Below are 24929 nucleotides of genomic sequence, written 5' to 3'. Positions count from 1 at the left end.
CTTGGATTAAATTACCTTATGAATTAAAAATGACCCCGGTAAATTATCTGTACATAAAAAAGTCTCCAATAATGAATGCGCGTTGGGATTCTTCATTTATTTCGTACTTGGAAGTCAGTACATCACCTAAAGACTGATAACTTTTATTGGGTAGGATTATTTGTTGTATATAATCCCTGTACGTATCAATACCTTGGTAGTCCGTTATTTGTGACTGGTAGATTTTGAAGTCTTTTTCCTTGAAAACATCATAAATCTGAAACTCCTGTAATTCGTCCGGAAGTTCCGGTAAAACCAGCTGCTGGGCATTCTGACTATCAAAAATATAGATCCAATCCAAGAAACTGGCTGAGGGGTATCTATCAGAATCTATGATGACTTTACCAACAGAATGTGGACCAGCAGTAATCGCCATATCCACAATACCATTGGTCAACGTATGGTCAATGGACCAATCAGGAACTTGGTAGTTGTTCTCTGGCAGACCACGTGCGATACGAACAAAATCCTTTGATATTAGCTCATGTTTATATTCCGCGAATCTATCCAGCCAAAAGTACTGTAATGGACCTGGGCTGTGTGTGGTATGCCTAAAACCTGTATCCAGTAAATGATTGACATTGGAGCGATAATCATCCAACGAATTGTATCCAAAAATCTTGACCTCCCCATATCCTTCATTGCTGAATGTTGTACTGCTCTTCATGATATCTGTATCAATGAAATCGGAAACACTGATAGTTTTATCAATATTCTCAGGAATTGGATTATCAAATACCAAGTATTTAGACTCTTCCAGACAGTACAAATCCAAAAACAAATATATTTTGTCCGTTTTCAAGGAGGGGTCTTCCAAAGGTTGATAATTCCATATTTCCAAATCTTCAGAACCGGAGCTATGGGCATCAAAATAACTTGTGCCGCCAGCTAACACATTGTTTGCACAGGGATCAAGTCCGGTAATTTTGAAAGAAGTCCTGATAGGCCCTGCATAGTTGATATGTGGTTTTAGCTCATAGACACTTTTAGCTTGTCTGGTCAACTGGCCAACGGAAAAAATTTCATTGTTTTGGTTTCCGTTCAAGTAGCCCGAAATTTCCAATAAGGACAGCGTAAATTCCTCATCTAAGGGAAATTCATTTTCGGAATAAAGCTTAACAGTTGAATTTTCTTCACCTTGTGCAAAGTCAAGCAACTTGCCATCTTTATCGGAAACAAGATAAAACAATCTTTTCGTCACATGTCCTTGAGGAATGTATCCGAGTGGAATATTGATGGTAATCAATAACCGTTTTATGTCTATGGGAACAACCACCGTAGAAATATTTCCAAGACTATCGGAAGCTTCAAATGTAAGATCATAGGTGCCCGTAGACAAACTCTCGGGTAGAAGGTCAAAACTGAGGTCGGTTAGCTCGTCGAATGTAAATAGTAAATCTTCACTCAATAAAATCTTCAGGTCAACTGCTTCTGAATATTCATCGGTAACAGAAGGTACTATTGTCTTGTTTTCTCCGATGACCTCATTGTCCATGATTCCCTCGATTTCAATAATAGGACCAGTATTGTCTGAAATAAAATCAACTTGATACGTAAAAGTGTTTTCGGCATAATCTTGGGCGATTATCCGTAAGGTGTTGTTGCCATCATCCAAAAAGAGAGTATTCAGTGTCATGGAATATCCACCATCACTATTTTCAACCACTTCGATAGGGGAATCCCCCACTGCCGCGGTCACCTGTTTCAGCTCTTGATTATCACTGACCGAAAAGGAAACCACGTTTTCATTGCCATTTAGGACGGTGCCGTTTTCAAGTGTTACCTCGGATATTGACGGCAAATCATTATCGATATAGAAATTTTGCTGAACAGTGGTTACGTTTCCAGATACATCCGAAACCTCAATTTTTAAAATGTATTCTTTGAAATTTTGTGTGTCGGGAATTTTAGAGCTAAAACCAGAGATGTCCACAACAAATTTAAATGGTTGCGCAGAAGACTGTCCTACAGTTTCTCCGTTGATTGAAACTGTGGCGGAATTCAGCTTATCATTGTCGGTTGCTTCAATGTTGATGGTTATGGAGCCACTCACAATTATTGGATCACTCGTATTTTTATTAAAACCCTCTATTTGAAATTCAACTTTTGGCGGAATGGAATCTTCAATTTCTTTAGTATCGGAACTTTCTTTGGAACAAGATTTAATAAAGGGGAGAGCTGCCAGTAGCAGCAAAAAAAAGTAGTATTTCTTCACGGTAATTTGGTTTGCCAACAAATCTATTGATTAGTAAAGGATACGCAAAACTTAGTTTTTACTTTTGGACTAAGTACTTTTTTTCTGGTTCAAGTGGAAACTGCGATGACCTATAGATTACAGATTACTGCATTTGCCTAAAGCTCCATTCAGATGGACATCATTTGATGTATATGAGATTTATTGAAGATCATCGTTTGAGGGTTACTCCTTACTCGTAGCAAACTCCCTAATCGCCTGATTCGGCTCCATAATGGTATAGCCCTTCCAAAACTCGGGATTATAGGCCGATAAATAAGTGGCCTTTACGGTTTCGTCCTCTTTCAAAGCATCAAAATCGGTTTTGGAAACTGTATCGGAATCATATACCACCAGTTCGTATTTTTCGGTGTTGTAGTTAACAAGGTCTAGAGCCAGGGAGAGTTCGTTCTGTTTTCTTCGGCCTTTAACGTGCTTGTTCTTTTCAATCACCTTTAGTGGTCTGTCCACCCCCATTTTACGTCCAAAAGTGAAATTCATGAATTTGAGCTGGTATTTATCCCCATCAAACTTGGAAAAAACCGTGCTTCCAAAATACTTGAGTTCTTGATAGCTAAAACCCAATAATTTAATGCTACGTATGGTCTTTACATTTTCATAGTCCATGCGCATAATGGCAAAATCCTCAATGTTCACAAAAAGCTTCCCTTGAAAATCAGCACTTCGCTTTGGGGCAAAACCCACAACATAAACTCCTTGGTTATCCAACTCGGAATAGCCCAAAAGTTCATATTCATAACGGTTCAATTTTTTAACTACATCCAATTTCGACTTTCCAAAAAACTGCTCGGTAATCTCGCTCAAAATATGCTTGCGGTTGCCCAAAAAGTAGTTTTTTTCCGGTTTTTTGAGCTCTTCCTGTATTTCAGCCGCTTCATCCTCATTTTCCAGAATGGAATCCACGGGCACTTTTTCCCCAAAGATCCCTGATTTGATCTTCAAATAAGAATCCGGTTTTACATTGGCCCTAAAAATGGCTTCCATTTTGTCTGATAGAGCTTCCATGGATCCCTCATTGCTTTTGTCATACAATTCGGCGGCCTTTATGATCTCCAGTTTGTTTTCCTCCCCATTTTTGTAGTAATCGCCTAAAGTTTCGGTATAATAGGCCGAGTTTCTCGGGAGAATGGACACGATGCTGTCTATCAAATGCTTGTCCAGTTCCGCAATAGTGGATTTTTTGAACTCAATATCCATTTTTTGAAGCGTGTTAAAACTGGACTGCCTCAAAAAGAAACGTTGTTTTAATGGCTTCTTGTTGTAATTGGTGGGTAGTCGCTCTTCTACACGTTCCATGATTTCATCTACCGTCAATTCCTTGTCAAATAGATAGACCCCTGTGAGTTCTATAGCTTTGGGGGAGACGGCAATGACACTGTCTTGCAGTTGTTGCAAGGTAAAGCCCGTTTTCTGATAACCCATGGAGGAGATGTAAATGGAATCGGGGACGACGGTCTCGTCCAAAATAAAGCTGAAACGACCCTCTTCATTGGTAATAACACCCTGGTGTTCCCCGTATTGGACAGTGGCATAGGGAATTCCCTTTTGGGTTTTGCCATCGATGAGTTTGGAGGCGATTGTCTGGGCCGAAAGATTGCCCAGTGCCAGAAAAAAGCAAAGGGTAAGGGCTGGATTGAATTTGGGCATCAGTTCGTTCTTTTGATTAAAGACAAGCGAAATAACAAAAGGGTTGCTTCAAGGGAGACGACTTTAACAGGAATTTGTAACAAATATTAGCTGAAAATCTATAGGTCTTCAATGGAAGTTGGGGTGTTGTCCGCCTTATGGTCCAACAGTTTTTTAAAAAATTTCTGGACAGCCTTGGTGTCAGATTTGACCTTGATAAAATAATGGTCTTTATATATCGAATAAACTGCCAAATCCCCTTTGTATATTTTAAGCTTGTAATACGGGATGATCAATCCATAGGTTTCCAATAGCGATCGGAAGCGGACAATGATGCCTTTGGGACGAATCTCAATGTTGCACGTATTCAAATTGTTGTCCAGAATCAGTAGGTTTTGGATTTCCACACTGGTTTCAGTAATAAAAAGTTTAGGGGAGCCAATACCGCCCAATGCCCATCGCTCTTTTAATGAAAAGGGCTTCCCAACTGTGGTATCAATCTTCTGTGTTCTGGATTTGTCGTTGTAGGAGACGTTCAAAAGCATCTTTAAAATTAACCAAAATCGTTGGGTTTGTTAGGAGCAAAGCCCAATATTCTTGGTGGAAACGCACAAAAAATATGTAGTTTTGCTGGCTGAAAAGCCCAGATATATGAGTTTGCAAAATGTAATTTCACAAAGTGTGATCAAAGCGGTAAGGGACTTGTACCATGTGGAACTTCCAACCGTTGAATTTCAACCTACCCGAAAAGATTTTGAAGGAGATATTACCGTGGTTGTTTTTCCCATGTTACGCTTTGTAAAAAGCAACCCTGTTGAAATTGGGAACAAGATTGGCGAATATCTGAAGGAACATGTCAAGGAGGTAGGCAAATTCAACGTGGTCAAGGGTTTTTTGAATCTTGTAGTTGAAGACGGTTATTACCTTGACTTTTTCAATTCCATAGTGGACCAAAAGGACTATGGATATGTAAAAACAGCATCCGAAGATGCCGTGATGGTTGAATATTCTTCCCCCAACACCAATAAGCCTTTGCATTTGGGCCACATCCGAAACAATCTACTTGGATATTCAGTTTCGGAAATCCTTAAAGCCGCAGGAAAGAAGGTGTATAAAACCCAGATCATCAATGATCGTGGAATCCATATCTGTAAAAGCATGCTGGCTTGGCAGAAGTTTGGTGATGGCGAAACCCCAGAATCGTCAGGATTAAAGGGGGATCATTTGGTGGGGAAATATTATGTGGCCTTTGATCAGGCCTATAAAGCCCAGATTGCGGAGTTAGCGGAGGGCGGAACTTCCAAAGAACAAGCTGAAAAGGAAGCACCCATTTTGTTGGAAGCCCAAGAAATGCTTCGGAAATGGGAATCAGGGGATACCGATACCGTTGCTCTTTGGAAAAAAATGAACGGCTGGGTTTATGATGGGTTTGATATGACCTATAAAAATCTAGGGGTTGATTTTGACACCTTGTACTATGAAAGTGACACCTACCTCTTGGGTAGGGATGTGGTAAAGGATGGTTTGGAGCGAGGCGTTTTCTTTAAAAAGGAGGATGGAAGCGTGTGGATAGACCTTACCGATGAAGGCTTGGATGAAAAGATTGTACTGCGATCGGATGGTACAGCGGTGTATATGACCCAGGATATTGGTACGGCCATTCAACGGGTCACCGATTTTCCGGACATCAAAGGTTTGGTATACACAGTTGGTAATGAGCAGGACTATCATTTTAGAGTACTTTTCCTTATCCTTAAAAAATTAGGATACCAATGGGCACAGCAATTGTACCACTTGAGCTATGGAATGGTGGATCTGCCCAGTGGAAAGATGAAGAGTAGGGAAGGCACCGTGGTGGATGCGGACGACCTGATCAGCAGTATGGAGGAAACCGCAGAAGAAATCTCCAAAGAGTTGGGCAAACTGGACGGTTATTCCGAAGAAGAGAGAAAAAAGCTGTACCGCACAATTGGACTCGGGGCACTTAAATATTATATCCTAAAGGTGGATCCCAAAAAACGAATCCTGTTTAACCCGGAAGAGTCGGTGGATTTTCAAGGGAATACAGGGCCTTTTATCCAATACACCTATGCTCGGATCCAATCTATTTTGCGGAAAGCGGATTTTGATGTCTCGACTGCGCTCGACATGACATTGGAACTCCATGAAAAAGAGAAGGAATTACTCAAACAAATTCAGCTGTTTCCGGAAACGGTACAATTGGCAGCGGAAAATTATAGTCCGGCATTAATTGCCAATTATACATACGACCTCGTAAAGGAGTTCAACTCCTTCTACCAGCAGGTTTCCATTTTGGGAGAACCTGACGAAAACAAAAAGCATTTTAGGGTACAGTTGTCCAGCAAGGTAGGGGAGGTCATTCAGTCGGCCTTTAGGCTTTTGGGGATAGATGTTCCCGAACGGATGTAATGGATGGACTAGGGCTTACACCAACACAAAAGGAAATCGCCGCGCTTGTTTTGGCGGTTGGTTTGCTGTATGTTTTTGCCCGGGTAGGTTATCAGCAATTTTTTGGTGAACGATTCACTTTTTATAACATATTTCATCCTGTTCGGCGGATTACGGCACGGGAACGAAATTTCATCAGTAGTTTTCTATTGCCTTATCGACAATTTAATGATAAGGAACGCAAGATCTTCTTGAAACGCTTTGCTTGGTTTAAATCCAAAAAACCCTTTGTCTTCTATGGCGATATAGAGAACAAGGAGGAAATTAAGGCGTATGTATCTGCCTCGGCCATTTTATTGACCATGGGGATGAACGATTTTAGGTTTGAGAGATCTATTTCAAGAATTATCATTTATCCTGATCAATATTACTCCAGAATCGGGAAAAGCCATCATATTGGAGAGTACAATCCAAACTTGAGAATCTTGGTTTTTTCTGCGGAGGACTTGGCCAAGGGATTCAGTATACCCAATGACAATAGGAATCTGGGCATACATGAAGTGGCTCATGCTTTGATGTTCGAAACCAGAAAAAAAGCTTCCTGGGAAGCTCGTAGATTCAAGGTGGGTTTGATACAGATCAAAAATATTTTTGAATCCAGGGAGTTTCAGGATACCCTATCAAAAACGGACTACTTTAGGGATTATGGAATGACCAATTTCTATGAATTCTTTGCCGTAATGGCAGAGAATTTTGTGGAAAGCCCAAAACAATTTAAATCTGAGTATTCCGAGTTGTACGATACGGTTAAAAGGATGTTCAATATGGAATTGATTTGACAAATATGGGATTGACACAGATAGTATTAGCCCGTTGCGCATTTGGAGATTCCGTGATTCAAAAAACCGTCAGTTCGAGTTTTTTCAGAAGGAAAAAGTATCGAGAACAAGGGTTTTATTTTAAAATTCCAATTCTCGATATAATTTTTCAGGGTAGAACCCTAAAAAACCACTCGAATTGACGAATTATTATCAACATGCGACATGGGTTGCACTTCTGTTTTTTCAAGGTGTCCTTACTGTGGGAATTGCCCAGAAAAACATCGGTATTCACTCCCATAACGATTATGAGCAACGAATTCCCTTTTGGGATGCTTTTTCCGCTGGCGCAAAATCCATAGAAGCGGATGTGTTTTTGGTTGAAGGCGAGCTTTTTGTGGCCCATGAAGAAGAAAATATCCTTCCTGAAAGAACCTTGGAAACTGTCTATTTGCTCCCGCTACAAAGGGCAAATCAAATGTACGGTCAAGAATCTTTGGATTTTCAATTGATGATTGATGTCAAGTCGGAAGCCTATACAAGCCTGAAGGCTATTGTTGAGCTTTTGGAAAAATACAAGTCCTATTTGAAGCCTTACAACAAAACAGGGGTTTCCATTGTTATCTCGGGTAATCGCCCTCAAGAAAGGGACTATGCCAACTATCCGGATTTTATCCTGTTTGATTGTCAGGACATATCAGGAATGCCGGAGCAGATGTGGCCTAAAGTGGCTATGATCAGCACCAGTTTTAGGAATTTCTCCAGGTGGAACGGGACAGAAGACATTTCGGAAAAGGATGAAAAAAAGGTGAGAGAATTTGTGGAAACTGCCCGTAAGTTTTCAAAACCTATTCGTTTTTGGGCAACGCCCGATACAGAAAAAGCTTGGGGCAAATTAATATCTTGGGGAGTAAACTATATCAACACGGACAAACCGGAGGAGGTACAGGCCTATTTAAGAAAGAAAGTGCCGTCCCAACATAAATAAATATTCCCGCTGTTAAAAATTGACCCTAAAACTAACGTTTGGGGTAAGACCCAAGGAGATATTTTCCACTGTTTCAACCTGATTCTCTTCCGTAAGACGGTAGTATTTGTTCAAACTGTTTTTTCGGTTGGTCATGTTCAGCAAGGACACGCCCGCATTGGCTTTTATTCTTTGGCTGATATTGAACTTGTAGATGGCTGATGCATCCATCCTGAAATAATCATCCAATCTACTGCTGTTGGGTTCCTTGTAGTTGATTTGGGCGGGAAAAACAGAAGTGTCCACAGCCAAGTCCCCATCTTGTGGCTCCGTAAAGGGCTTTCCAGACCTATAATTGACACCAATACTCAATTTGAGGTTGTTGTAGGTGTAGGTTCCCGCAAAGGTCAGGGTATGCCTAATATCCAAGTTGTTGGGAAAACTGTTGGGAACAATGGTCTCAAAAGTATAGTCGTTTTTGTTGTAGGTATAGCTTAACCAAGTACTGTAATTGTTTCCCTTTTTATTGACGAGAAATTCCATCCCCTTGACATCATAGCTCCCGATTTCGCCATCAAACTGGTTTTGGTTTTGAAACCCTTGGGTGCTGGTACTGATACCATCCACTTTTTTGTAAAACCCTTCCAATCCAATATAAAACTTGTTTGTATCGTAGTTGACACCTAGAGATCCTTGCTTGCTTTGTGTGATGGGTAAAGTATCATCATCGGATAAAATCCAGCGTCGTTTTTCTATCCCAAGAAAGTTCTGTTCCAGGTCAATCACCTGATTTGTTGACTGACTTTTAAATTCCCCCAGAACCTCCATTCTGAAATTTGGGGCAAAGGCATAGCTCAAATTTAATCGGGGTTCCACCAAAAATTTGGTAAAGGTTCCCAGGTTTTCCATGTAGTTTAGGCGTACTCCAGCTCTCCCAGCAAACTTTAGATCATCGGTTTTATAGCCAACCCCTGAATAAGGCGCATGGATTCGAACCACTCCCTTGATTTCGCTTCTAAAATTTGGTTGGTTGATGATAGTGGTATTGGCAATTCCCGTTTCTATGTATTGATAACCGTTGTTCCACTCAAAGTTATCCGTCAGTTTGTACTTGGTATCCAGCTTAAGAGCGGTCTCCAACACCTCGTTCCGTTGCAACAACAGTTGTATTTGGTTGGCAAAAATACTCTCGGCATCCAAAACATACTTGGTGTAATACAGGTTTAGATTGGATGAGAAATTGTTGGTCCAATCGCTATGCAATTGTCCACCAACAGAAATGTTGGTCTGATCCAGGATACTGTTGGTGCTCTCAACATCGGTAAGGTTGGTTTCCGTATAGTCGAGGTTATTGGCCATGCCGATAAAATTCAGGCGTAGCTGGTGATAATCATTGATGTCATAAAGTAGTTTGCCCGTGAAATCATAAAAGAAGAAATTCTCATTGCGCAGAATCTCATCATCTATAACCACATTATTTGCATTGGTGACTTCACTGTCCTGGAAAGCCCTGTCGAAAAATTTGGTGTAGGTAGGGGTGTTCAAAAAATCGGTAGTGGAACGCCGTGCGGAAAATTGGAGTCCAAGTCTTTGGTTAACTGGAATTTGACCGTAAATGTCCCCGCTAATGAAGTTAAATCCCGCCCCGCCTACAAAATAGTCCGTAAGCTCATTGCTGGTTTCCATTTTTATAACGCTACTTACCCCATCGCCGAACTCAGAGGGTGTGCCATTTTTAAAAACGGTAATTTTATCCGTGAGATACGGGTTAAAGGCAGAAATCAATCCAAAAAAGTGCCCCGATTGGTACATTTTGATACCATTCCACAAAATGAGGTTTTGGTCGTTGGTACCACCGCGAACGTTGATGTCCGATACGGTCTCATCAATACTCTTAATTCCGGGAAGCGCTTGCACGGTTTGAAGAATGTCAGGTTCAATTAAACCAGGCAAAATGCCAAAATCGGCTGTATTTAGGGTGATGCTGGCATCGGTTTCCTTGATAATACCGGTGGTCAGGAACTGGTAAACCACCACTTCTTGGAGTTGCTCGTAATGCTGAGCCAACAAGATTTTGGGGCAACCACCTTTTTTCATCAACTCTTCAACCGTTACATACTTGGTGTTAAAACCCAAATATCGAATTTTGAGGGTTGCATTTCTGGGAATATCGGTTAACAGAAATGAGCCATCAGGGTCTGTAGCCCGGGCAATTTCGGTTCCAAAGACCTCTACTGTGGCGCCGGGGATGTTGTTTTCCGCAAAATTGTCCAAAACCTGTCCGCAAACACGAACCAAAGTGTTTTTGGTAAGTGTATAGTATCGGTCGTTAAGCTTTTGGGATTTTATTTGGAGCTCGGAACCAATGAAATCCAGGATATCCTGTAAGGCCACCAGATTGTTGGGAACAGCGATGGTAATGCCTTCCAAGTCCTCGTGGATATAGGAAAACTTAATGTCAAACTTTTCTTCAAGAGTCTTGATATAGGCCACAAGAGGTGCTGGTGTTCCGGATTCTACCTGTGCGCTTAGATTTGGGGTCAGGAGAAGTATAAACACCAAGAAGAGGCCTAATTGGCTGCTAAGGAGTCTTTTCAGCATAGAAAAGTACATTATCGCCCTCAAGTTTGTAATTCATTCGAGATGGGGTGCTTATACTTTTTAACGCCATATTTAAGTCTGTGTTGCTAAAAGTTCCTGTAAATAACAGATTCTTATCAACATTTTGTGTATTTACCTTGATATTGAACTGACGCTCCAGTTCGTTAAGTACAAATTCCAATGGAATACGCTCAAAGGAGCTTTCGTTGTTAACCCAGCTAGGCTGAGCGGTAATGGGATTTGGAGCATCCATTACTTGACCCCCGATCACCACAAATGAACTACCTGCAGGCAATTGGGTTTCCGTATTGTTGTAGGTCACACTGACCAAGCCTTCAAAACAGGTCACTTCAAAAAAGTCTTTCCTGTTTTCCACATTGAATTGGGTACCCAGAACGGCCACAGTTCCATGATTGGTAGAAACCGTGAATTTTTTTCCTTTGGCCACTTTGAAGAATGCCTCACCTTTAAGGGCTACATTTCTTTCCTCATCCCAATTTTTTTCACTGTAAGAAATTCTGGAGTCCGCATTTAAAAGGATTTCCGAATTGTCTGGAAGAACTACTTCGGTGCGTTCCGCCAATTGTGTGGTAACGGATTCATCCAAAGTGTTTACATAGAAATAAGAGCCTGTCAACAAAATAGCAATGGCCGCCGCAACACGTAAGAACTTCTTGTACGGGTGTAGTGCAACCACTTTTGGAGCGGCTCCAATGCGTTCGTCCATAAGCTTTTGAAAAGCTTGGTCCGCATTGAATTCAGGGGCTTCCATGGTGCTGGAAACCTCCTTGAGCTTATTGTAGGAAGCATAGGCATCGGACTTTTTAAACTCCGATAGCTCCGCTTCAGAAAGCTCTCCGCTAAGCCATTTTGCCAAATAATTCTCTTGCATGATTTCTATGCTTTACACATTAATAACAACTCACTTCCAATTTACCCTACTTTTTCAATTAACATTTATCAATGGGCAATGTACAATGGAATTGCCCCCGACTTTGGGAATCCCCAATTTTTCCATTTTCAACTTTCCATTTTCATTGTTAATTGTACATTGGTCATTGTCAATTGTATTTAGATTCCATCTATCTGCTCCCTAAGGGTTTTTAGTGCCAAGTGCATCCGTTTTTCTATGGCCTTTACGCTCACCCCTTCCATTTCTGCAATTTCGGCGTATTTTTTGCCATCAATTCGATTCAATAAAAAGGTGGTGCGCTGGTTTTCAGGTAAATCGTTCAGGGCTTTATCCAATTTTTCCTTGTACTCTTGTTCTTCCATCAAGAACTCCGGAGATTCATTGGAGTGTTCCAAAGTGGGGGCAGCATACTTCAATCTAACCTTTTCTGCCTTGAGCACATTTAAATACAGATTGTTGGCCACAGTATATAAATAGGATTTGGCCTTCTCCGGAACCACCTTGGCGCAATTCTCCCAAAGTTTCACAAAAGCCTCCTGCACAGCATCATGCGCCTTCTCCTCGTTGCCAAACTTATAATATATATAGTTGAATACCGTTTTGGAATTAGCCTTGAAAACAGAGCTAAAAACCTGCTCTTCGCAAACGTTGTCCATTTAGGAGGTTTTGTTTTGACCAAAGATATTTGAAAAAAAACAAAGATGAAGTAGGGTTTTTTATCGGTGAGTTGTTTTAAGATTGAATTCTAACTAAAAATCCAAATCGTTATGAAAAAGTTGATAAACTTAATGTATGCCGGCTTTGTGCTAATGGCGCTTACATTTACCTCCTGTCAAGATGAATTCGAAGAAGTGACGGGCGGAACAGAAAATGAGATCATCCAAGCTGATTCTTCCACTGCATTGTTGATTGAGAAAACATCTTCCAATGATGGTTCTTTTGACAATATTGTGGATGGAGCCAGCTGTATAGCACTTAACTTTCCTTATACCGTTGAAGTAAACGGTATTGAAGTTACAATTGATTCACGTGAAGATCTTCACACGATCGAAGATATTTTTGATGAAGTGGATATTGATGATGATATCCTTGAAATTATTTTCCCTATTACAATTACCCTTGCAGATTTTACCGAAGTAGTTATCGAGAACATAGAACAACTTCGCGAATTGGCTGCCGATTGTAAGGAAGGTGGAGATGATGATGACATTGAATGTATCGACTTTGTATATCCTATTACTTTGTACACTTTTGACATCAATGAGCAACAGACCGGTGAGGTCACCGTTGAGAGTGATGAGCAGTTGAGAAGGTTCTTTAAAGGATTGGAAGATGATGATCTAGTGAGCATCCAGTTCCCAATTACCCTTAAAAAGTATGACGGTACCGAAATCGTTGTGGACAGCAATGCAGAATTGGCCCGAGCATTGGAATTGGCTAAGGATGAGTGCGATGAGGATGATGACAACGATTATAACGATGACGACTTTGATGAAGAAAGGTTTGATTTCTGTTTGACCCAATGTCCATGGAAAATAATGGAAGTGGTTCGTGATGAAGTGAACCAGACTGATCAGTACTATGCCCGTATCATTAAGTTCTTTGAAGGCGGAGGTGTAACAGTTACCGATGGTTCTGGAAATGTTGTGGAAGGAACATGGAGCAGTAGTTTTACTGATCGTGGACCGCTATTGACCTTGGAGTTTGAAACTTTGGTTGACTTTAACCTGGAGTGGTTAGTGTACGAAATAGGTGATCATACCATCAAATTGTACAATGAGAACGGTAACAAGATCATTCTTAAGCAACTTTGTGAAGATGATTTGCCAGGACCTGATACCTTGCGCGAAATCTTGAAGGAGTGCGAATGGATCATCAAAAAGGTAAAAAACCAAGGAGAGGAAATTGATAGGTTGCTAGGTTGGGAATTCAAATTCTTGCCAGAAGGTGTTGTAACCTTGAGCAACGGGGTAAACACTTCCGAAGGTACCTGGGAAATTGGAGAAAACAACGAAGGTGTTCTTTCCTTACTGATCACAATGGGTGATGAGCCAGGTGTTAGCTTTGAATGGCCACTAAGGGATTTAGACGACCATAGGTTGAAGTTTGAAGTGGAGGAAATAGATTATGAATTGACCTTGCTTCGAGTGTGTGATGATAACGCCAATGACGGGGATGTTACCGAAATCAGAAGCGCCATGAAAGATGGTACTTGGGTAGTGGCCTTGTATGAAGAAGATGATATGAACAAGACCGAGGATTTTGCCGGTTTGGACTTCTACTTCAATGAAATGCATCAAGTAAACGTGGACGAAAATGACAATCCGATTATCCAAGGTGTTTGGAGAGTTTTAAGAGGAGATGACAACTTCTTAAAATTCTTCCTCAGCTTTGACCACGATGGTAAATTCAATGACATTACCGATGATTGGTACATTGAATCCGTGACCGCCAATCGTATAGAATTGGTTCACGAGGATGAAAATTCGACCGAAACGTTAGTTTTCGAGAAATTATAAGATTTTCCCCTATCTTTTTTTGAAAAGGACGGCTCTCCCCAAAGCCGTCCTTTTCTTTTTATTCTTAAATTTGTCCCTCCTTTTAAATGACGGGAACACATGTTCGATAATTTAAGTGAAAAGCTGGACAAGGCACTTCACGTCCTCAAGGGACGTGGCCAAATAACAGAGATCAATGTAGCGGAAACCGTGAAAGAGGTCCGCAGGGCCTTGTTGGATGCCGATGTCAATTTTAAGATTGCCAAGGAGTTTACCAATAAAGTAAGGGAAAAGGCCTTGGGGCAAAATGTGTTGACCACCTTACAGCCTGGCCAGCTCATGGTTAAGATTGTCAAGGATGAGCTTACCCAATTGATGGGGGGTGATGCTGAGGAGATTGATTTGTCCGGGAACCCTTCCATGGTGCTAATGTCTGGATTACAAGGTTCGGGTAAAACCACCTTTTCTGGAAAATTGGCCAATTATCTTAAAAATAAGAAGAGCAAAAAGCCGCTATTGGTTGCCTGTGATGTATATCGCCCTGCAGCAATTGACCAGCTGCATGTAGTTGGAGAGCAAATCGGTGTTGAGGTATACTCCGACCGGGATAATAATGACCCTGTGGCCATTGCCAAGGCTGGGGTAAAGCATGCTAAATCCATCGGTTGCAATGTGGTGATCATTGATACCGCGGGTCGTTTGGCAGTGGATGAGCAAATGATGACCGAGATTGCCAATATCCATAAGGCCATTGAACCTCAGGAAACGCTTTTTGTGGTCGATTCCATGACAGGGCAGGATGCAGTAAATACTGCCAAAGCATTTAATGACATCCTTAATTTTGATGGGGTTATTTTGACCAAGTTGGATGGTGATACCCGCGGTGGTGCAGCCATATCCATTAAGTCTGTTGTAGACAAGCCTATCAAATTTATTGGTACAGGGGAAAAGATGGAAGCCATTGATGTTTTCCACCCTTCCCGTATGGCCGACAGGATACTGGGGATGGGGGATGTGGTTTCCCTTGTGGAACGGGCCCAGGAGCAATTTGATGAGGAGCAAGCGCGGAAAATCCAAAAGAAAATAGCCAAGAACCGCTTCGGTTTTGACGATTTTCTGAGTCAGATCCAGCAAATCAAGAAAATGGGGAACATGAAGGACCTCATGGGAATGATTCCTGGAGCAGGAAAGGCTCTAAAAGGGTTGGACATTGATGATGATGCTTTTAAGCATATAGAGGCCATTATCCACTCCATGACCCCTGATGAGCGATCTACCCCATCCAAATTGAATGCGAGCCGAAAAAAGCGAATTGCCGCTGGAAGTGGACGTACCATACAAGAGGTCAACCAGTTGTTGAAACAATTTGAGCAGATGAGCAAAATGATGAAGATGATGCAAGGTGGTGGTGGCAAAAAGATGATGCAGATGATGCAAAACATGAGATAACTTTTAAACACCAACCAAATACCAAATACCAAATACCAAATACCAAATACCAAATACCAAATATCAAATACTAAACACCAAACACCAAACACCAATAACCAACCCATGGAAATCCTTGATGGAAAAAAAGTATCCAACCAAATAAAAGACGAAATAGCCGTTGAAGTGGCCCAAATGAAGGAACGGGGTGAAAAAGTACCTCATTTGGCTGCAGTTTTGGTAGGAAATGATGGCGCTAGCCTTACCTATGTAGGGAGCAAAGTACGCTCCTGCAAAAAAATTGGCTTTGAGTCTACCTTGATCCATCTTCCTGAAGAAACCTCAGAAGAGGAATTATTGAGTCAGGTTCAAGCGCTCAATGCAAATCCTGACATTGACGGATATATAGTTCAATTACCCCTTCCCAAACATATAGACGAGCAAAAAGTACTCATGGCTGTGGATCCAGATAAGGATGTGGATGGCTTTCATCCCACCAACTTTGGAAAAATGGCCTTGGATATGGAATCCTTCATTCCTGCCACTCCCTTTGGTATTATGGAGCTGTTGCGCAGGTATGATGTGGATACTTCGGGCAAGCATACCGTTGTTATCGGAAGAAGCCACATCGTGGGCAGGCCTATCAGCATTTTGATGAGTCAAAAAGGAAAAGCAGCAGATTCCACCGTAACCATTACCCATAGCAGAACCAAGGATCTAAAGAGCCTTACCCTGCAAGCGGACATTGTGGTATCGGCACTAGGCGTTCCCAATTTCTTGAAAGCCGATATGGTCAAAGATGGGGTGGTCATTATTGATGTGGGGATAACCCGTGTCCCAGATGAATCAAGGGAGCGGGGCTATTACATTACCGGTGATGTGGACTTTGATGGGGTTAGTCAAAAGGCGTCTTATATTACCCCCGTACCTGGTGGGGTTGGACCAATGACCATTGCCATGTTGCTCAAAAATACCTTATTGGCAAGGGAAAGGCATCAAAGTAAGGGCTAATCAACCCAAACTTCTGCTTCTCTCCTGAACTTGCGTTTGGACTTGGGATTGAACTTGTGCTTGAGTTTGATCTTGAATCTGGTTTTCTTCCTCATCCGGAGTCAAAAAATCCAAATCATTGTCACCTTCGTCGTTGGTGCAACTTGAAAGGGCCAGGGAAGAAAAAAGAAGCGTGATAAACAACAGAACAGTTTTCATAATTCACGATTTGGGCTCAAAAAATGCCTGTTCAACTTAAAATATAACGGATTGTCCCGGCCAATCTTATTTTTTCAAGCATTTATTCGATAAATTGTATCCAAATCAACTGAGATGTCTGGCACTACTAGAAACAAAATCGCATGGGTTGTATTTGCCATTTTGGCCATAGGAGTAGGGTTTTATCCCGTTTTGTACTGGGTAACGCCAGAACCTTTTGGCATTTTACTGAGCAAGGCTTCGGCGCTTTTGGAAAGCCATCTTTGGAACATTGGTTTTTACGGCCATATCACCTTTGGAGGAATAGCCCTTTTGATCGGATGGTCGCAGTTCAGCAAAAAGTTAAGATCTAGGAAATTAAATCTTCATAGGAACTTGGGTAAAATCTACGTGCTTTCTGCGTTGATTAGTGGGATTTGCGCAGTTTATATTGGGTTTTACGCCACTGGGGGGTGGATTACCTCATTGGGATTTATTGGCTTGGGATTGGTCTGGTTGTATACGACCCTCAAAGCTTACCTGGCAATTAGGGCCAAAGATTTGGGTCTGCATCAAGGAATGATGATCTACAGTTATGCTGCCTGTTTTGCGGCAGTTACCCTACGTATCTGGTTGCCACTTCTGACCCTGACTTTCGGAGAGTTTTTGATTGCCTATAAAATTGTGGCCTGGCTATGCTGGGTGCCCAACATGATTTTTGCCTATTTCTGGGTTCGAAAAAAGGGAATATCCTTAGCCTAATGGATCAGTGCTCCAAAACTTTGAGCTTGATGTTACGGAAATCTATGGGTTGACCTTCGCTTTGAAGTGCAATAAACCCTTCTTTTAAAGGCTTTCCGTCAATTTTTATGCTTTCGTCATATCTGTTGGCTACGCCGCCACCTATTTGGGGATGGGTATATTCCAAAACCTTTTCCCCATTAATGATGTGGGTGACCAAGGAATCCCCGTGTACAATGAGCTCTGCCTTGACCCATTCATCGGGTTTATAGGTCTTACTGGTGGAGCTAATACAGTGCCTTGGATCTATTTCACCTTCAAAAACAACATCGGTGCCAGGAGAACACATATTTCCCGTGGGCCTGGCTTCCCCTTCATTGACTTCCGCCAGAAACTGCATCTCTACCGAAATGGGCCAATCCTGTTCCTTGGGCATGGTACGCGGATCTTGGGAATGGAACATGAGTCCACTGTTGAGCACGGTATAACTTGGAGCCGTATCGTACCACGGGCTGGCAAAACGGTATTCCATGCTTAGGTGGTAATGGGAAAATGAGGTATTGTAGTACAAATGGCCGTAGCGTTCATTAAAGTCCCCTTCGTAATTGTCGTAGCGGACTTTGATCATGCCATCCTCTACACGGAAGGTATCCCCAAAATTATCGCCCACCTCATAATGATGGATTTTAACGGTCCAGTCCTCGATATCATTACCGCTGAACAAATGAACCCAGGGATCTTCCGTTTGTGTTTGAATTTGCTCTTCGGGTTGTTCTTTGTCCGCTTCCTTGGGTTTGCAATTCAGTAACAATAGGCAAAAAGCCAGCATGGAAGCTGGAAAGACAAGGTGTTTTAATCGGTTGGTCATGGAAATGGTTTTGGTTATTTTGCGAAAAGTTGTGACATATCCTTAAAGGCTTTAAACTCCAAGGCGTTTCCAGCTGGGTCTAAAAAAAACATGGTGGCTTGTTCACCCACCTCCCCTTTAAACCGGATATAGGGCTCAATAATGAAATTCACCGCTTTTTGTTTCAATGTGTTGGAGAAGCTTTCAAAGACTTCCCAGGGCAATACAACGCCGTAGTGCGGAACGGGTACGTTTTTGCCATCCACTGGGTTGGTATGTAAAGATGACTCGGATTTTGGTTTGTAATGAATGACCAATTGGTGACCAAAAAGATTAAAATCTACCCAATGGTCGCTGCTTCGGCCTTCTTCGCAACCTAAAACCTCTCTATAAAAGCTTCGGCATTCCGCCAGATTATGTACGGGAATGGCAACGTGAAATGGTGTGATGTTATGCATAAGTAATAAAAGTAAAGTGCATTGGCCAACCATGCAAATTGAATTGGAGTTTTGAAACCCATCAACTGCTCATTCCAAGATTCTATAACATTCATGGTTTATGATGTGTTGGTGGTATAAAAAAATTCGCACATCACGCAATTGTGATTACCTTTATTAGCTGTCACTATAACCAATTGAATTACAAATTAAAATGAAGAAAATTGCCGTTCTGGTATCGCTACTGATTGTAGGCGCATGTAAAGTGGGAAGCAAAGCTGTTGCTGAAAAAACAGTTGTCAAGGAAACCAATTCAACATCCGATGAATGGATCTATCTTTTTGATGGAACCAGTACCGAAGGTTGGCGTGCCTATAATGGGGATGCACTCCCTCCAGGTTGGACCATTAAGGATGGTGTCTTGACATTTGACACAGAACTCGGTTTGGAACAGGATTATAAAGGAGGTAAAGACATCATTTATGGCGCTGAGGAGTTCGATAACTTTGAACTCTATCTGGAATGGAAAATCCCCGAAGGTGGTAATAGCGGAATCTTTTATCACGTTAAGGAAGGTTATGACGGTCCACCAGTAGTTTCACCTGAATATCAGCTAATCGATGACGAGAATTACGCCAAAATACACGATTTAACCGGGTATAATTCCCAGTTTGGGGCCGAACACCCAGAATTATTGCAAGATTGGCAGAAAACTGGGGCCGATTATGCCATGCACGTTGCTGATGAGTCCCAAAAAGTATTGAATCCGGTTGGGGAATGGAATTCTTCCAAAATTGTGTTCACCCCGAAAAAAGTGGAACATTGGCTCAATGGTAAAAAGCTTTTGGAATTTCAACCTTGGTCTGAGGATTGGAACAAGAAGAAAAATTCAGGAAAGTGGGATAACGCCCCTGATTATGGAAAATACAAAAAGGGTTTTATAGCCTTACAGGATCATTCCAGTCCCATATGGTTCAAGAATATTAAAATCAAAAAGCTATAATGGCGACCATTGGAAGAATAGCTTCTTTGGGAATATTGTGCTGTCTTTTTGCGCAATTTCCCTGTAATGCCCAAAATCAAACAACAAAAGATGAGGGTTTTGTAGCACTTTTCAATGGCAAAGATTTGGATGGATGGATTGGAAACAAGCAGTCTTATCGTGTTGAAAATGGCTATATTGTAGTTGATCCAAGTGGGGGAGGAAGTGGAGGAAACCTTCTTACGGAAGGTGAATACGGTAATTTTGTATTCAGATTCGAATTTCAGTTGACCCCCGGGGCAAACAATGGATTGGGTATCCACGCACCTTTGGAAGGCGATGTGGCTTATGTTGGTAAAGAGCTCCAAATATTGGATAATACAGCTGATAAATACGCCAGTTTGCAACCCTATCAATACCATGGGTCGGTTTATGGGGTTATCCCCGCTAAACGGGGTTTTCTAAAACCTGTTGGTGAATGGAATGTTCAGGAAGTAACCGTCAATGGCCCAAAAATCAAGGTGGTGCTCAATGGGACTATTATTGTGGATGCGCATTTACAGGAAGCTTCAAAAAATGGAACCTTGGATAAAAAAGACCATCCCGGTTTGAAAAAAGACATAGGACATATTGGCTTTTTAGGACATGGGGATGTTGTTCGCTTTAGAAATATCAAAATCAAAGAATTACCGTCAAAAAAATAATTTATAACAGAATAATATGAGTAAGAAGACATCAAATCAGGATAGGAGGGATTTTCTGAAGAAAAGTGGTGTGGGAGCCCTAGGGTTATTGGCCGCACCTTCCGTTCTAAGTGCCCATGAGAAATTAAGAGAAATAAAGCCGGATGGCCGGATTAGGACAGCGCATATTGGAGTTGCCAATATGGGAGCTGCAGACCTCAATGATATTTCATCGCACCCGCAAGTGGATGTGGTGGCACTTTGTGATGTTGATGCCATCAATTTATCTACGGCACGAAAGCAACATCCCAAAGCCCGCGTATTTTTTGACTACCGAGTGATGTTGGAGGAGATGGCAGATGATATTGATGCGGTAATCGTTTCTACGCCAGACCATACCCATGCCCCTGCCTCATTGTTGGCCATGGAGAAGGACAAGCACGTATATTGTCAAAAACCATTGACTCACTATGTCTCTGAATCCAGGGCGATGAAGAAAATGGCTGAAGACAAAGGTTTGGTTACCCAAATGGGGATTCAAGTACATTCGTTCTACGATTATAAATTGGCCACCTTGTTGATTCAGGATGGCATTATTGGTAAAGTACACACGGTTCACGCGTGGAGTCCAAAATCTTGGGGCTACAACGGGGCTGAGCCGGAAGGGGAAGATCCCGTACCAGCTCAGTTGGACTGGAACCTTTGGTTGGGTACTTCCGCAGAACGGCCCTACAAGGAAGGATACTATCATCCAGGAAACTGGCGAAAATTGATGGACTATGGATGCGGTACTTTGGGCGACATGGGGGTTCACATTTTTGACACCCCTTATAATGCGCTGAATTTGGATGTGCCCATGACCATTAAGAATGAATGCCGCGAACCAAACGGTTATGGATATCCAGAAAATAACACAGTTACTTACGAATTTCCAGGTACGGACTTCACGGGTAAAACCCTAAAGTGGATTTGGTACGATGGTCCAGGAATGCCTCCTGCCCATGAAGATTTGGTACTTCCCGGTGCAAAGACTGCGGGCAAAAAGAAACAAACGGTAAAAAATAACAATTCCTTGGACGCTGGGGTTGCTGCAGAGGGTCAGTTACCAGAGCAGGGCGCTATGTTCGTGGGAACAAAAGGACGTTTGCTATTGCCGCACTTTATGCAGTTGCCAAGAAAAATTGTTCGGGGCAAATATGTTGACATTTCCAAGGATATTGCCAAGCAAAATTTGGGAGCACCTGTTAGAAACTATGCCAGCGAAGGACCCAAGCACTATCATCAATTTATTGATGCCTGCTTGGGTAAGGACAAATGTACAGCTCCCTTTGAGTACGCTGCTCGTTTGACCGAAACCATTCTCTTGGGTGTGATTGCCGGTCGTTTCCCTAATCAAACTTTGCATTGGGACAGTGAAAAAGCAAAATTTGCAGAGGAAGAAGCCAATCAATATTTAGCTGGGGAGTACAGAAAGTTCTAGTTCACGCTTTTAAAAATTTCGAAATCCCAAATACAAAGGTGTTTGGGATTTTTTATGGTATGAATTAGGCCACAAGAAAGTTAATGATTTCATCATTGACCTCTTCCTGATGCATGGAATGCCCCAAACCTTCAGTACTTATCAATTTACTTCCCTTCCAGGATGCATGTACTTGTTTGGAGGCATGGTATGGTGCTACCATATCCAATTTGTCATGAAATAGCAAGCCTCTCTTGGTGTTGGTCTTGGCAAACTTTGAGGTGGAAAAATCCCTGATCTGAAATCCAAAACGGTTAAGGATGTAGTTGTCGAGTACTCCCATAAATCGGTCATTGAATTTCAAAATATCCTGGTACTGCTGCATAATTTCATGGAACTCAGAAGGGGCACCGATCACCACCATTTTTTTCACCCCTGGGTTTGGGTTTTTATACTCGTTGTACATCAGGGTTAAACCTCCCATCGAATGTCCAACAAGATGTTTTGGATCATGTTTTTTTACCATATAATGCAAAACTTCTTCATAAAGTGGAGCATAGAGTAATTTGCCTGAGGAATACCCATGTGATGGAGCATCAAAAGCGATAATGTTGTATTGAGCTTCCTTGAGTTTCTGAATAAGGTTTCTCCACCTAAAGGTGTTGCTTTCCCATCCATGGACCAAAAGAACCGTTTCTTTGGTTCCTGGCCAGTGATAGGATTGGATTTGGTGACCTGCCACTGTCTCCATGGCCAATTTGGCCCGATCTAAATAATCCTTTTGCTGGGGGAGTACTTTACCCTTTCTTATGGTACAAAAAAGATTAAAGGCTATATGGGCCATTTTTTTAGGCAGGATTAATGAGGAAATATTGAAATATTGACCGTAGGCCAAGGGAACTATTTTGGCAATCAGTTTTTTCATTGTGGTTACTTTTTGTAACTTACTCTATAATAGATACTAAAAGTACATATTCCTTTTAGAAGAAAAAAGAAGTCACCTCAATTCAACTTGGTATGGGAATGGAAACTGTTGCTGATAATCAGAAAGTTAGAACAGCAAAAAAATTGGAAAAAATGTTTGGGCATATTGACTATAAGAACCCACCGGAACTTTGCCCTGTGAGGGATGTAATGTCCGTGGCCTCTGATCAATGGAGTGCCCTTATCATCCTGTGGTTGGGATATTTTCCTGTTTTAAGGTTCAATAAGCTTAAGAAATTTGTGTACGGCATCTCGAACAAAGTGCTTAGCCAACGGCTAAAAGTACTGGAAGCAGATGGTTATATACAACGAAAAGCCTATGCCGAGGTACCCATCCGAGTAGAATACAGCTTAACGGATTTTGGTCAATCTTATGTGGAAAAACTCCTTGAACTCACCGAATGGATGCAAACCAATAGCCCAAAAGTGTTGGCCAATAGGGAAAAGTATGGGTTGATTTAATCCCTAAGTCGATTCCAAATATCCAAGTACATTTTCCAGCTGCCTGCCTCTTTTTTCCAGACCACCACATATTTTCCTTTCCAGTGCATTACCGGATCATCTCCTTTTTGACTGGTTCCCTGATAATGGCCATAGTCATAGGCATAATTTCCCAAAACCTTGATTTCTGAGGCATCCATACTGTGGGTTAAAATCTTGGTGTCCTTACCCAACATCCATCTGGATTTAATGGCTTCCCTGCCCTCAACAATGGGGGTTCCCAAGGGCATCAATTTGGCATCAAGGGTGTAGGAATCGGCCATGGTATCAAAATCTTGTGCTATGTACGCTTTGGAAAATCTCTTGGAGGCTTCCCTAATTTGTTGTTGTACTTCTGCAGTGCTCGTATTGATTTTTCCATTGGTACAATCAATTTTCCAGGTAGGAAAGACCACAGACTCTGTTTTATCTACCCATTCCCCAATCCATTTAAAACCCTTCTCATCAATATCGTAAAAGGATAAGCGGTAAAACCCATCCATTCCGTTGGGGGCTTTTTGTTCCCTGAACAGGACTATTTTTCCCTCCTCGGTCTTACGTCCCTCCCATACGGGAAGCACTGTGGAAGGAGCCTTTGTAGAGTAATAGTGTACATACCAGCGGGTACTATCTGGAATAAATTGGCGTATACTTCCTGAGTAAGTGCCATCTACTTTCAAGGTTTCATCCTGAACACCCATTCCGTTCATGATATATTTAAAACGCCAAACCATATCAACGGGCTCCGCCCAGGTTTGATCCGAATTCCTTGTTTCAGACTTGCAATTGCATTCACCAATCATGGGAGCAAAATCCATTAGTTCTTTAGGAGCTTCCGGATTGGGAAGGCCAAATGGGTGCTCGGCCGAAGGTTCAAAATTATATTGCGCAAAAACAAGAATGGGCAACAACAGAAAGGAAGAGAGTGTTGATAGTTTCATGGGTTGGACTTTGTCCAATCAAAATACCCAAATTGAAACAAGAGATGGGTTCCATTAAGAATATATTAACAGCTTACTCCCATCCCAGCATCAAATATTTGATTTTGGCCGTATTCGGAATCTGAACGGCCTCGATGTTGGTTGTAGCATATCTTAGATTGTCCGGTAACTCCTCTTTATCAATGGTGAAGTATAAATTACTGCCTTTTGGAAACACCACAATACTGTTAAGGGTTGTCACAATCTTTTTGATTCCATAGCCGTTTTGAATGTCTTGAAATGTGCTGTTCAGTCCTATCCCTTTGTCCGAAACATATCTGGCATCAAAAACCCGTACATTCTCAATTGTTGGGATGCTATCTGCATTGGGTGTGAGCGTAAGCAAATGCTTTCCGCCCTTTTCAAAAATCTTGATTTTTTTGGCTTTGGCCCCCACTTGAAGGTTTGTGGTATCCCGAACCACGGAATCTTGGGCAAAAACCATTCTAATGTCCTCAACAGTTGTCTCCTTGGTCAAAGGACCTACGCTGTTTTCTGAAATAAGGAAAGTGGTTTCCTTTGGTGTGCATCCAAAAACTATCAAACTCAAAATTCCAAAAATGAGAATTGTTTTTTTCATCTTTCTAACATCTAA

Annotated in this window: 23 protein-coding genes; 11 read left to right on the top strand and 12 right to left on the bottom strand. The window is 41.8% G+C overall.

Annotation, left to right across the window (positions count from 1 at the left end):
- Window positions 1–43: 43 nt before the first annotated feature.
- The 3 genes from ACRHOZ_RS05070 to ACRHOZ_RS05060 form a co-directional block, all read right to left on the bottom strand.
- On the bottom strand, window positions 44–2254 hold the full coding sequence (locus ACRHOZ_RS05070) for a hypothetical protein (RefSeq protein ID WP_431123065.1): 2211 nt from the start codon (window positions 2252–2254) through the stop codon (window positions 44–46).
- 204 nt (window positions 2255–2458) lie between these two features.
- The gene (locus ACRHOZ_RS05065; protein WP_431123063.1) at window positions 2459–3940 is read right to left on the bottom strand and encodes a carboxypeptidase-like regulatory domain-containing protein; all 1482 of its coding nucleotides are present in this window, start codon (window positions 3938–3940) and stop codon (window positions 2459–2461) included.
- A gap of 98 nt (window positions 3941–4038) precedes the next feature.
- On the bottom strand, window positions 4039–4464 hold the full coding sequence (locus ACRHOZ_RS05060; protein WP_431123061.1) for a hypothetical protein: 426 nt from the start codon (window positions 4462–4464) through the stop codon (window positions 4039–4041).
- Window positions 4465–4570: 106 nt separating this feature from the next.
- On the opposite strand from ACRHOZ_RS05060, the gene argS reads away from it, so the two are divergent.
- From argS to ACRHOZ_RS05045, 3 genes are all read left to right on the top strand, one after another.
- Window positions 4571–6349 carry an arginine--tRNA ligase gene (gene argS, locus ACRHOZ_RS05055; RefSeq protein ID WP_431123058.1) on the top strand — a complete coding sequence of 593 codons (1779 nt, stop codon included), beginning with the start codon at window positions 4571–4573 and terminating at the stop codon, window positions 6347–6349.
- On the top strand, window positions 6349–7167 hold the full coding sequence (locus ACRHOZ_RS05050) for a zinc-dependent peptidase (protein WP_431123056.1): 819 nt from the start codon (window positions 6349–6351) through the stop codon (window positions 7165–7167). Before argS ends, ACRHOZ_RS05050 begins: the two co-directional genes overlap by 1 nt.
- Window positions 7168–7345: 178 nt before the next feature.
- Window positions 7346–8134, top strand: a complete 789-nt coding sequence (locus ACRHOZ_RS05045) for a phosphatidylinositol-specific phospholipase C/glycerophosphodiester phosphodiesterase family protein (RefSeq protein ID WP_431123054.1) — start codon at window positions 7346–7348, stop codon at window positions 8132–8134.
- A 12-nt stretch (window positions 8135–8146) separates the two neighbouring features.
- On the opposite strand, the gene ACRHOZ_RS05040 is transcribed toward ACRHOZ_RS05045, so the two are convergent.
- The 3 genes from ACRHOZ_RS05040 to ACRHOZ_RS05030 form a co-directional block, all read right to left on the bottom strand.
- Complete coding sequence (locus tag ACRHOZ_RS05040; RefSeq protein WP_431123052.1) at window positions 8147–10714, bottom strand: TonB-dependent receptor; 2568 nt, start codon at window positions 10712–10714, stop codon at window positions 8147–8149.
- Entirely contained in the window at window positions 10695–11606 is a 912-nt protein-coding gene (locus ACRHOZ_RS05035) for a FecR family protein (RefSeq protein ID WP_431123051.1), read from the bottom strand. The genes ACRHOZ_RS05040 and ACRHOZ_RS05035 overlap by 20 nt, the downstream gene beginning before the upstream one ends.
- A 179-nt stretch (window positions 11607–11785) precedes the next feature.
- Complete coding sequence (locus tag ACRHOZ_RS05030) at window positions 11786–12283, bottom strand: RNA polymerase sigma factor (RefSeq protein ID WP_431123049.1); 498 nt, start codon at window positions 12281–12283, stop codon at window positions 11786–11788.
- Between the two features lie 111 nt (window positions 12284–12394).
- Between ACRHOZ_RS05030 and ACRHOZ_RS05025 the strand changes: the two genes are divergently transcribed.
- From ACRHOZ_RS05025 to folD, 3 genes are all read left to right on the top strand, one after another.
- Complete coding sequence (locus ACRHOZ_RS05025; protein ID WP_431123047.1) at window positions 12395–14146, top strand: hypothetical protein; 1752 nt, start codon at window positions 12395–12397, stop codon at window positions 14144–14146.
- A 99-nt stretch (window positions 14147–14245) separates the two neighbouring features.
- Window positions 14246–15574, top strand: a complete 1329-nt coding sequence (gene ffh, locus ACRHOZ_RS05020; protein ID WP_431123045.1) for a signal recognition particle protein — start codon at window positions 14246–14248, stop codon at window positions 15572–15574.
- A gap of 105 nt (window positions 15575–15679) precedes the next feature.
- Window positions 15680–16564 carry a bifunctional methylenetetrahydrofolate dehydrogenase/methenyltetrahydrofolate cyclohydrolase FolD gene (folD, locus tag ACRHOZ_RS05015; protein WP_431123043.1) on the top strand — a complete coding sequence of 295 codons (885 nt, stop codon included), beginning with the start codon at window positions 15680–15682 and terminating at the stop codon, window positions 16562–16564.
- On the opposite strand, the gene ACRHOZ_RS05010 is transcribed toward folD, so the two are convergent.
- Entirely contained in the window at window positions 16565–16762 is a 198-nt protein-coding gene (locus ACRHOZ_RS05010) for a hypothetical protein (protein WP_431123041.1), read from the bottom strand.
- 114 nt (window positions 16763–16876) lie between these two features.
- Here ACRHOZ_RS05010 and ACRHOZ_RS05005 point away from each other — a divergent pair, with 114 nt between their 5' ends.
- Complete coding sequence (locus ACRHOZ_RS05005) at window positions 16877–17503, top strand: DUF2306 domain-containing protein (RefSeq protein ID WP_431123039.1); 627 nt, start codon at window positions 16877–16879, stop codon at window positions 17501–17503.
- A 4-nt stretch (window positions 17504–17507) separates the two neighbouring features.
- On the opposite strand, the gene ACRHOZ_RS05000 is transcribed toward ACRHOZ_RS05005, so the two are convergent.
- Together ACRHOZ_RS05000 and ACRHOZ_RS04995 are read right to left on the bottom strand one after the other, a co-directional pair.
- On the bottom strand, window positions 17508–18350 hold the full coding sequence (locus tag ACRHOZ_RS05000) for a 3-keto-disaccharide hydrolase (RefSeq protein WP_431123037.1): 843 nt from the start codon (window positions 18348–18350) through the stop codon (window positions 17508–17510).
- A 14-nt stretch (window positions 18351–18364) separates the two neighbouring features.
- A complete protein-coding gene (locus ACRHOZ_RS04995; protein WP_431123035.1) occupies window positions 18365–18787 on the bottom strand; it encodes a VOC family protein in 423 nt (140 codons plus the stop codon).
- A 193-nt stretch (window positions 18788–18980) separates the two neighbouring features.
- On the opposite strand from ACRHOZ_RS04995, the gene ACRHOZ_RS04990 reads away from it, so the two are divergent.
- From ACRHOZ_RS04990 to ACRHOZ_RS04980, 3 genes are read left to right on the top strand one after another with little or no spacing between them, the layout of a single operon-like run.
- Window positions 18981–19769 carry a 3-keto-disaccharide hydrolase gene (locus tag ACRHOZ_RS04990; protein ID WP_431123033.1) on the top strand — a complete coding sequence of 263 codons (789 nt, stop codon included), beginning with the start codon at window positions 18981–18983 and terminating at the stop codon, window positions 19767–19769.
- Window positions 19769–20452 carry a 3-keto-disaccharide hydrolase gene (locus ACRHOZ_RS04985; protein WP_431123031.1) on the top strand — a complete coding sequence of 228 codons (684 nt, stop codon included), beginning with the start codon at window positions 19769–19771 and terminating at the stop codon, window positions 20450–20452. The genes ACRHOZ_RS04990 and ACRHOZ_RS04985 overlap by 1 nt, the downstream gene beginning before the upstream one ends.
- Window positions 20453–20468: 16 nt before the next feature.
- Entirely contained in the window at window positions 20469–21911 is a 1443-nt protein-coding gene (locus tag ACRHOZ_RS04980) for a Gfo/Idh/MocA family protein (protein ID WP_431123029.1), read from the top strand.
- 64 nt (window positions 21912–21975) lie between these two features.
- On the opposite strand, the gene ACRHOZ_RS04975 is transcribed toward ACRHOZ_RS04980, so the two are convergent.
- On the bottom strand, window positions 21976–22815 hold the full coding sequence (locus ACRHOZ_RS04975; protein ID WP_431123027.1) for an alpha/beta fold hydrolase: 840 nt from the start codon (window positions 22813–22815) through the stop codon (window positions 21976–21978).
- 98 nt (window positions 22816–22913) lie between these two features.
- On the opposite strand from ACRHOZ_RS04975, the gene ACRHOZ_RS04970 reads away from it, so the two are divergent.
- On the top strand, window positions 22914–23336 hold the full coding sequence (locus ACRHOZ_RS04970) for a winged helix-turn-helix transcriptional regulator (protein WP_431123024.1): 423 nt from the start codon (window positions 22914–22916) through the stop codon (window positions 23334–23336).
- On the opposite strand, the gene ACRHOZ_RS04965 is transcribed toward ACRHOZ_RS04970, so the two are convergent.
- Window positions 23333–24295: a YybH family protein gene (locus ACRHOZ_RS04965; protein ID WP_431123022.1), complete on the bottom strand. Its 963-nt coding sequence runs from the start codon at window positions 24293–24295 to the stop codon at window positions 23333–23335. The two genes, ACRHOZ_RS04970 and ACRHOZ_RS04965, sit on opposite strands and share 4 nt — an antisense overlap.
- Before the next feature lie 73 nt (window positions 24296–24368).
- On the bottom strand, window positions 24369–24914 hold the full coding sequence (locus ACRHOZ_RS04960; protein ID WP_431123020.1) for a hypothetical protein: 546 nt from the start codon (window positions 24912–24914) through the stop codon (window positions 24369–24371).
- Window positions 24915–24929 lie beyond the last annotated feature (15 nt).

The sequence above is a fragment of the Flagellimonas flava genome (genome assembly GCF_050617915.1).
In the GTDB taxonomy this organism is placed as follows: domain Bacteria; phylum Bacteroidota; class Bacteroidia; order Flavobacteriales; family Flavobacteriaceae; genus Flagellimonas; species Flagellimonas flava_A.
The sequence above is the reverse complement of the archived record's forward strand: the minus strand, read 5'-3'. Positions and strand labels throughout refer to the sequence as shown.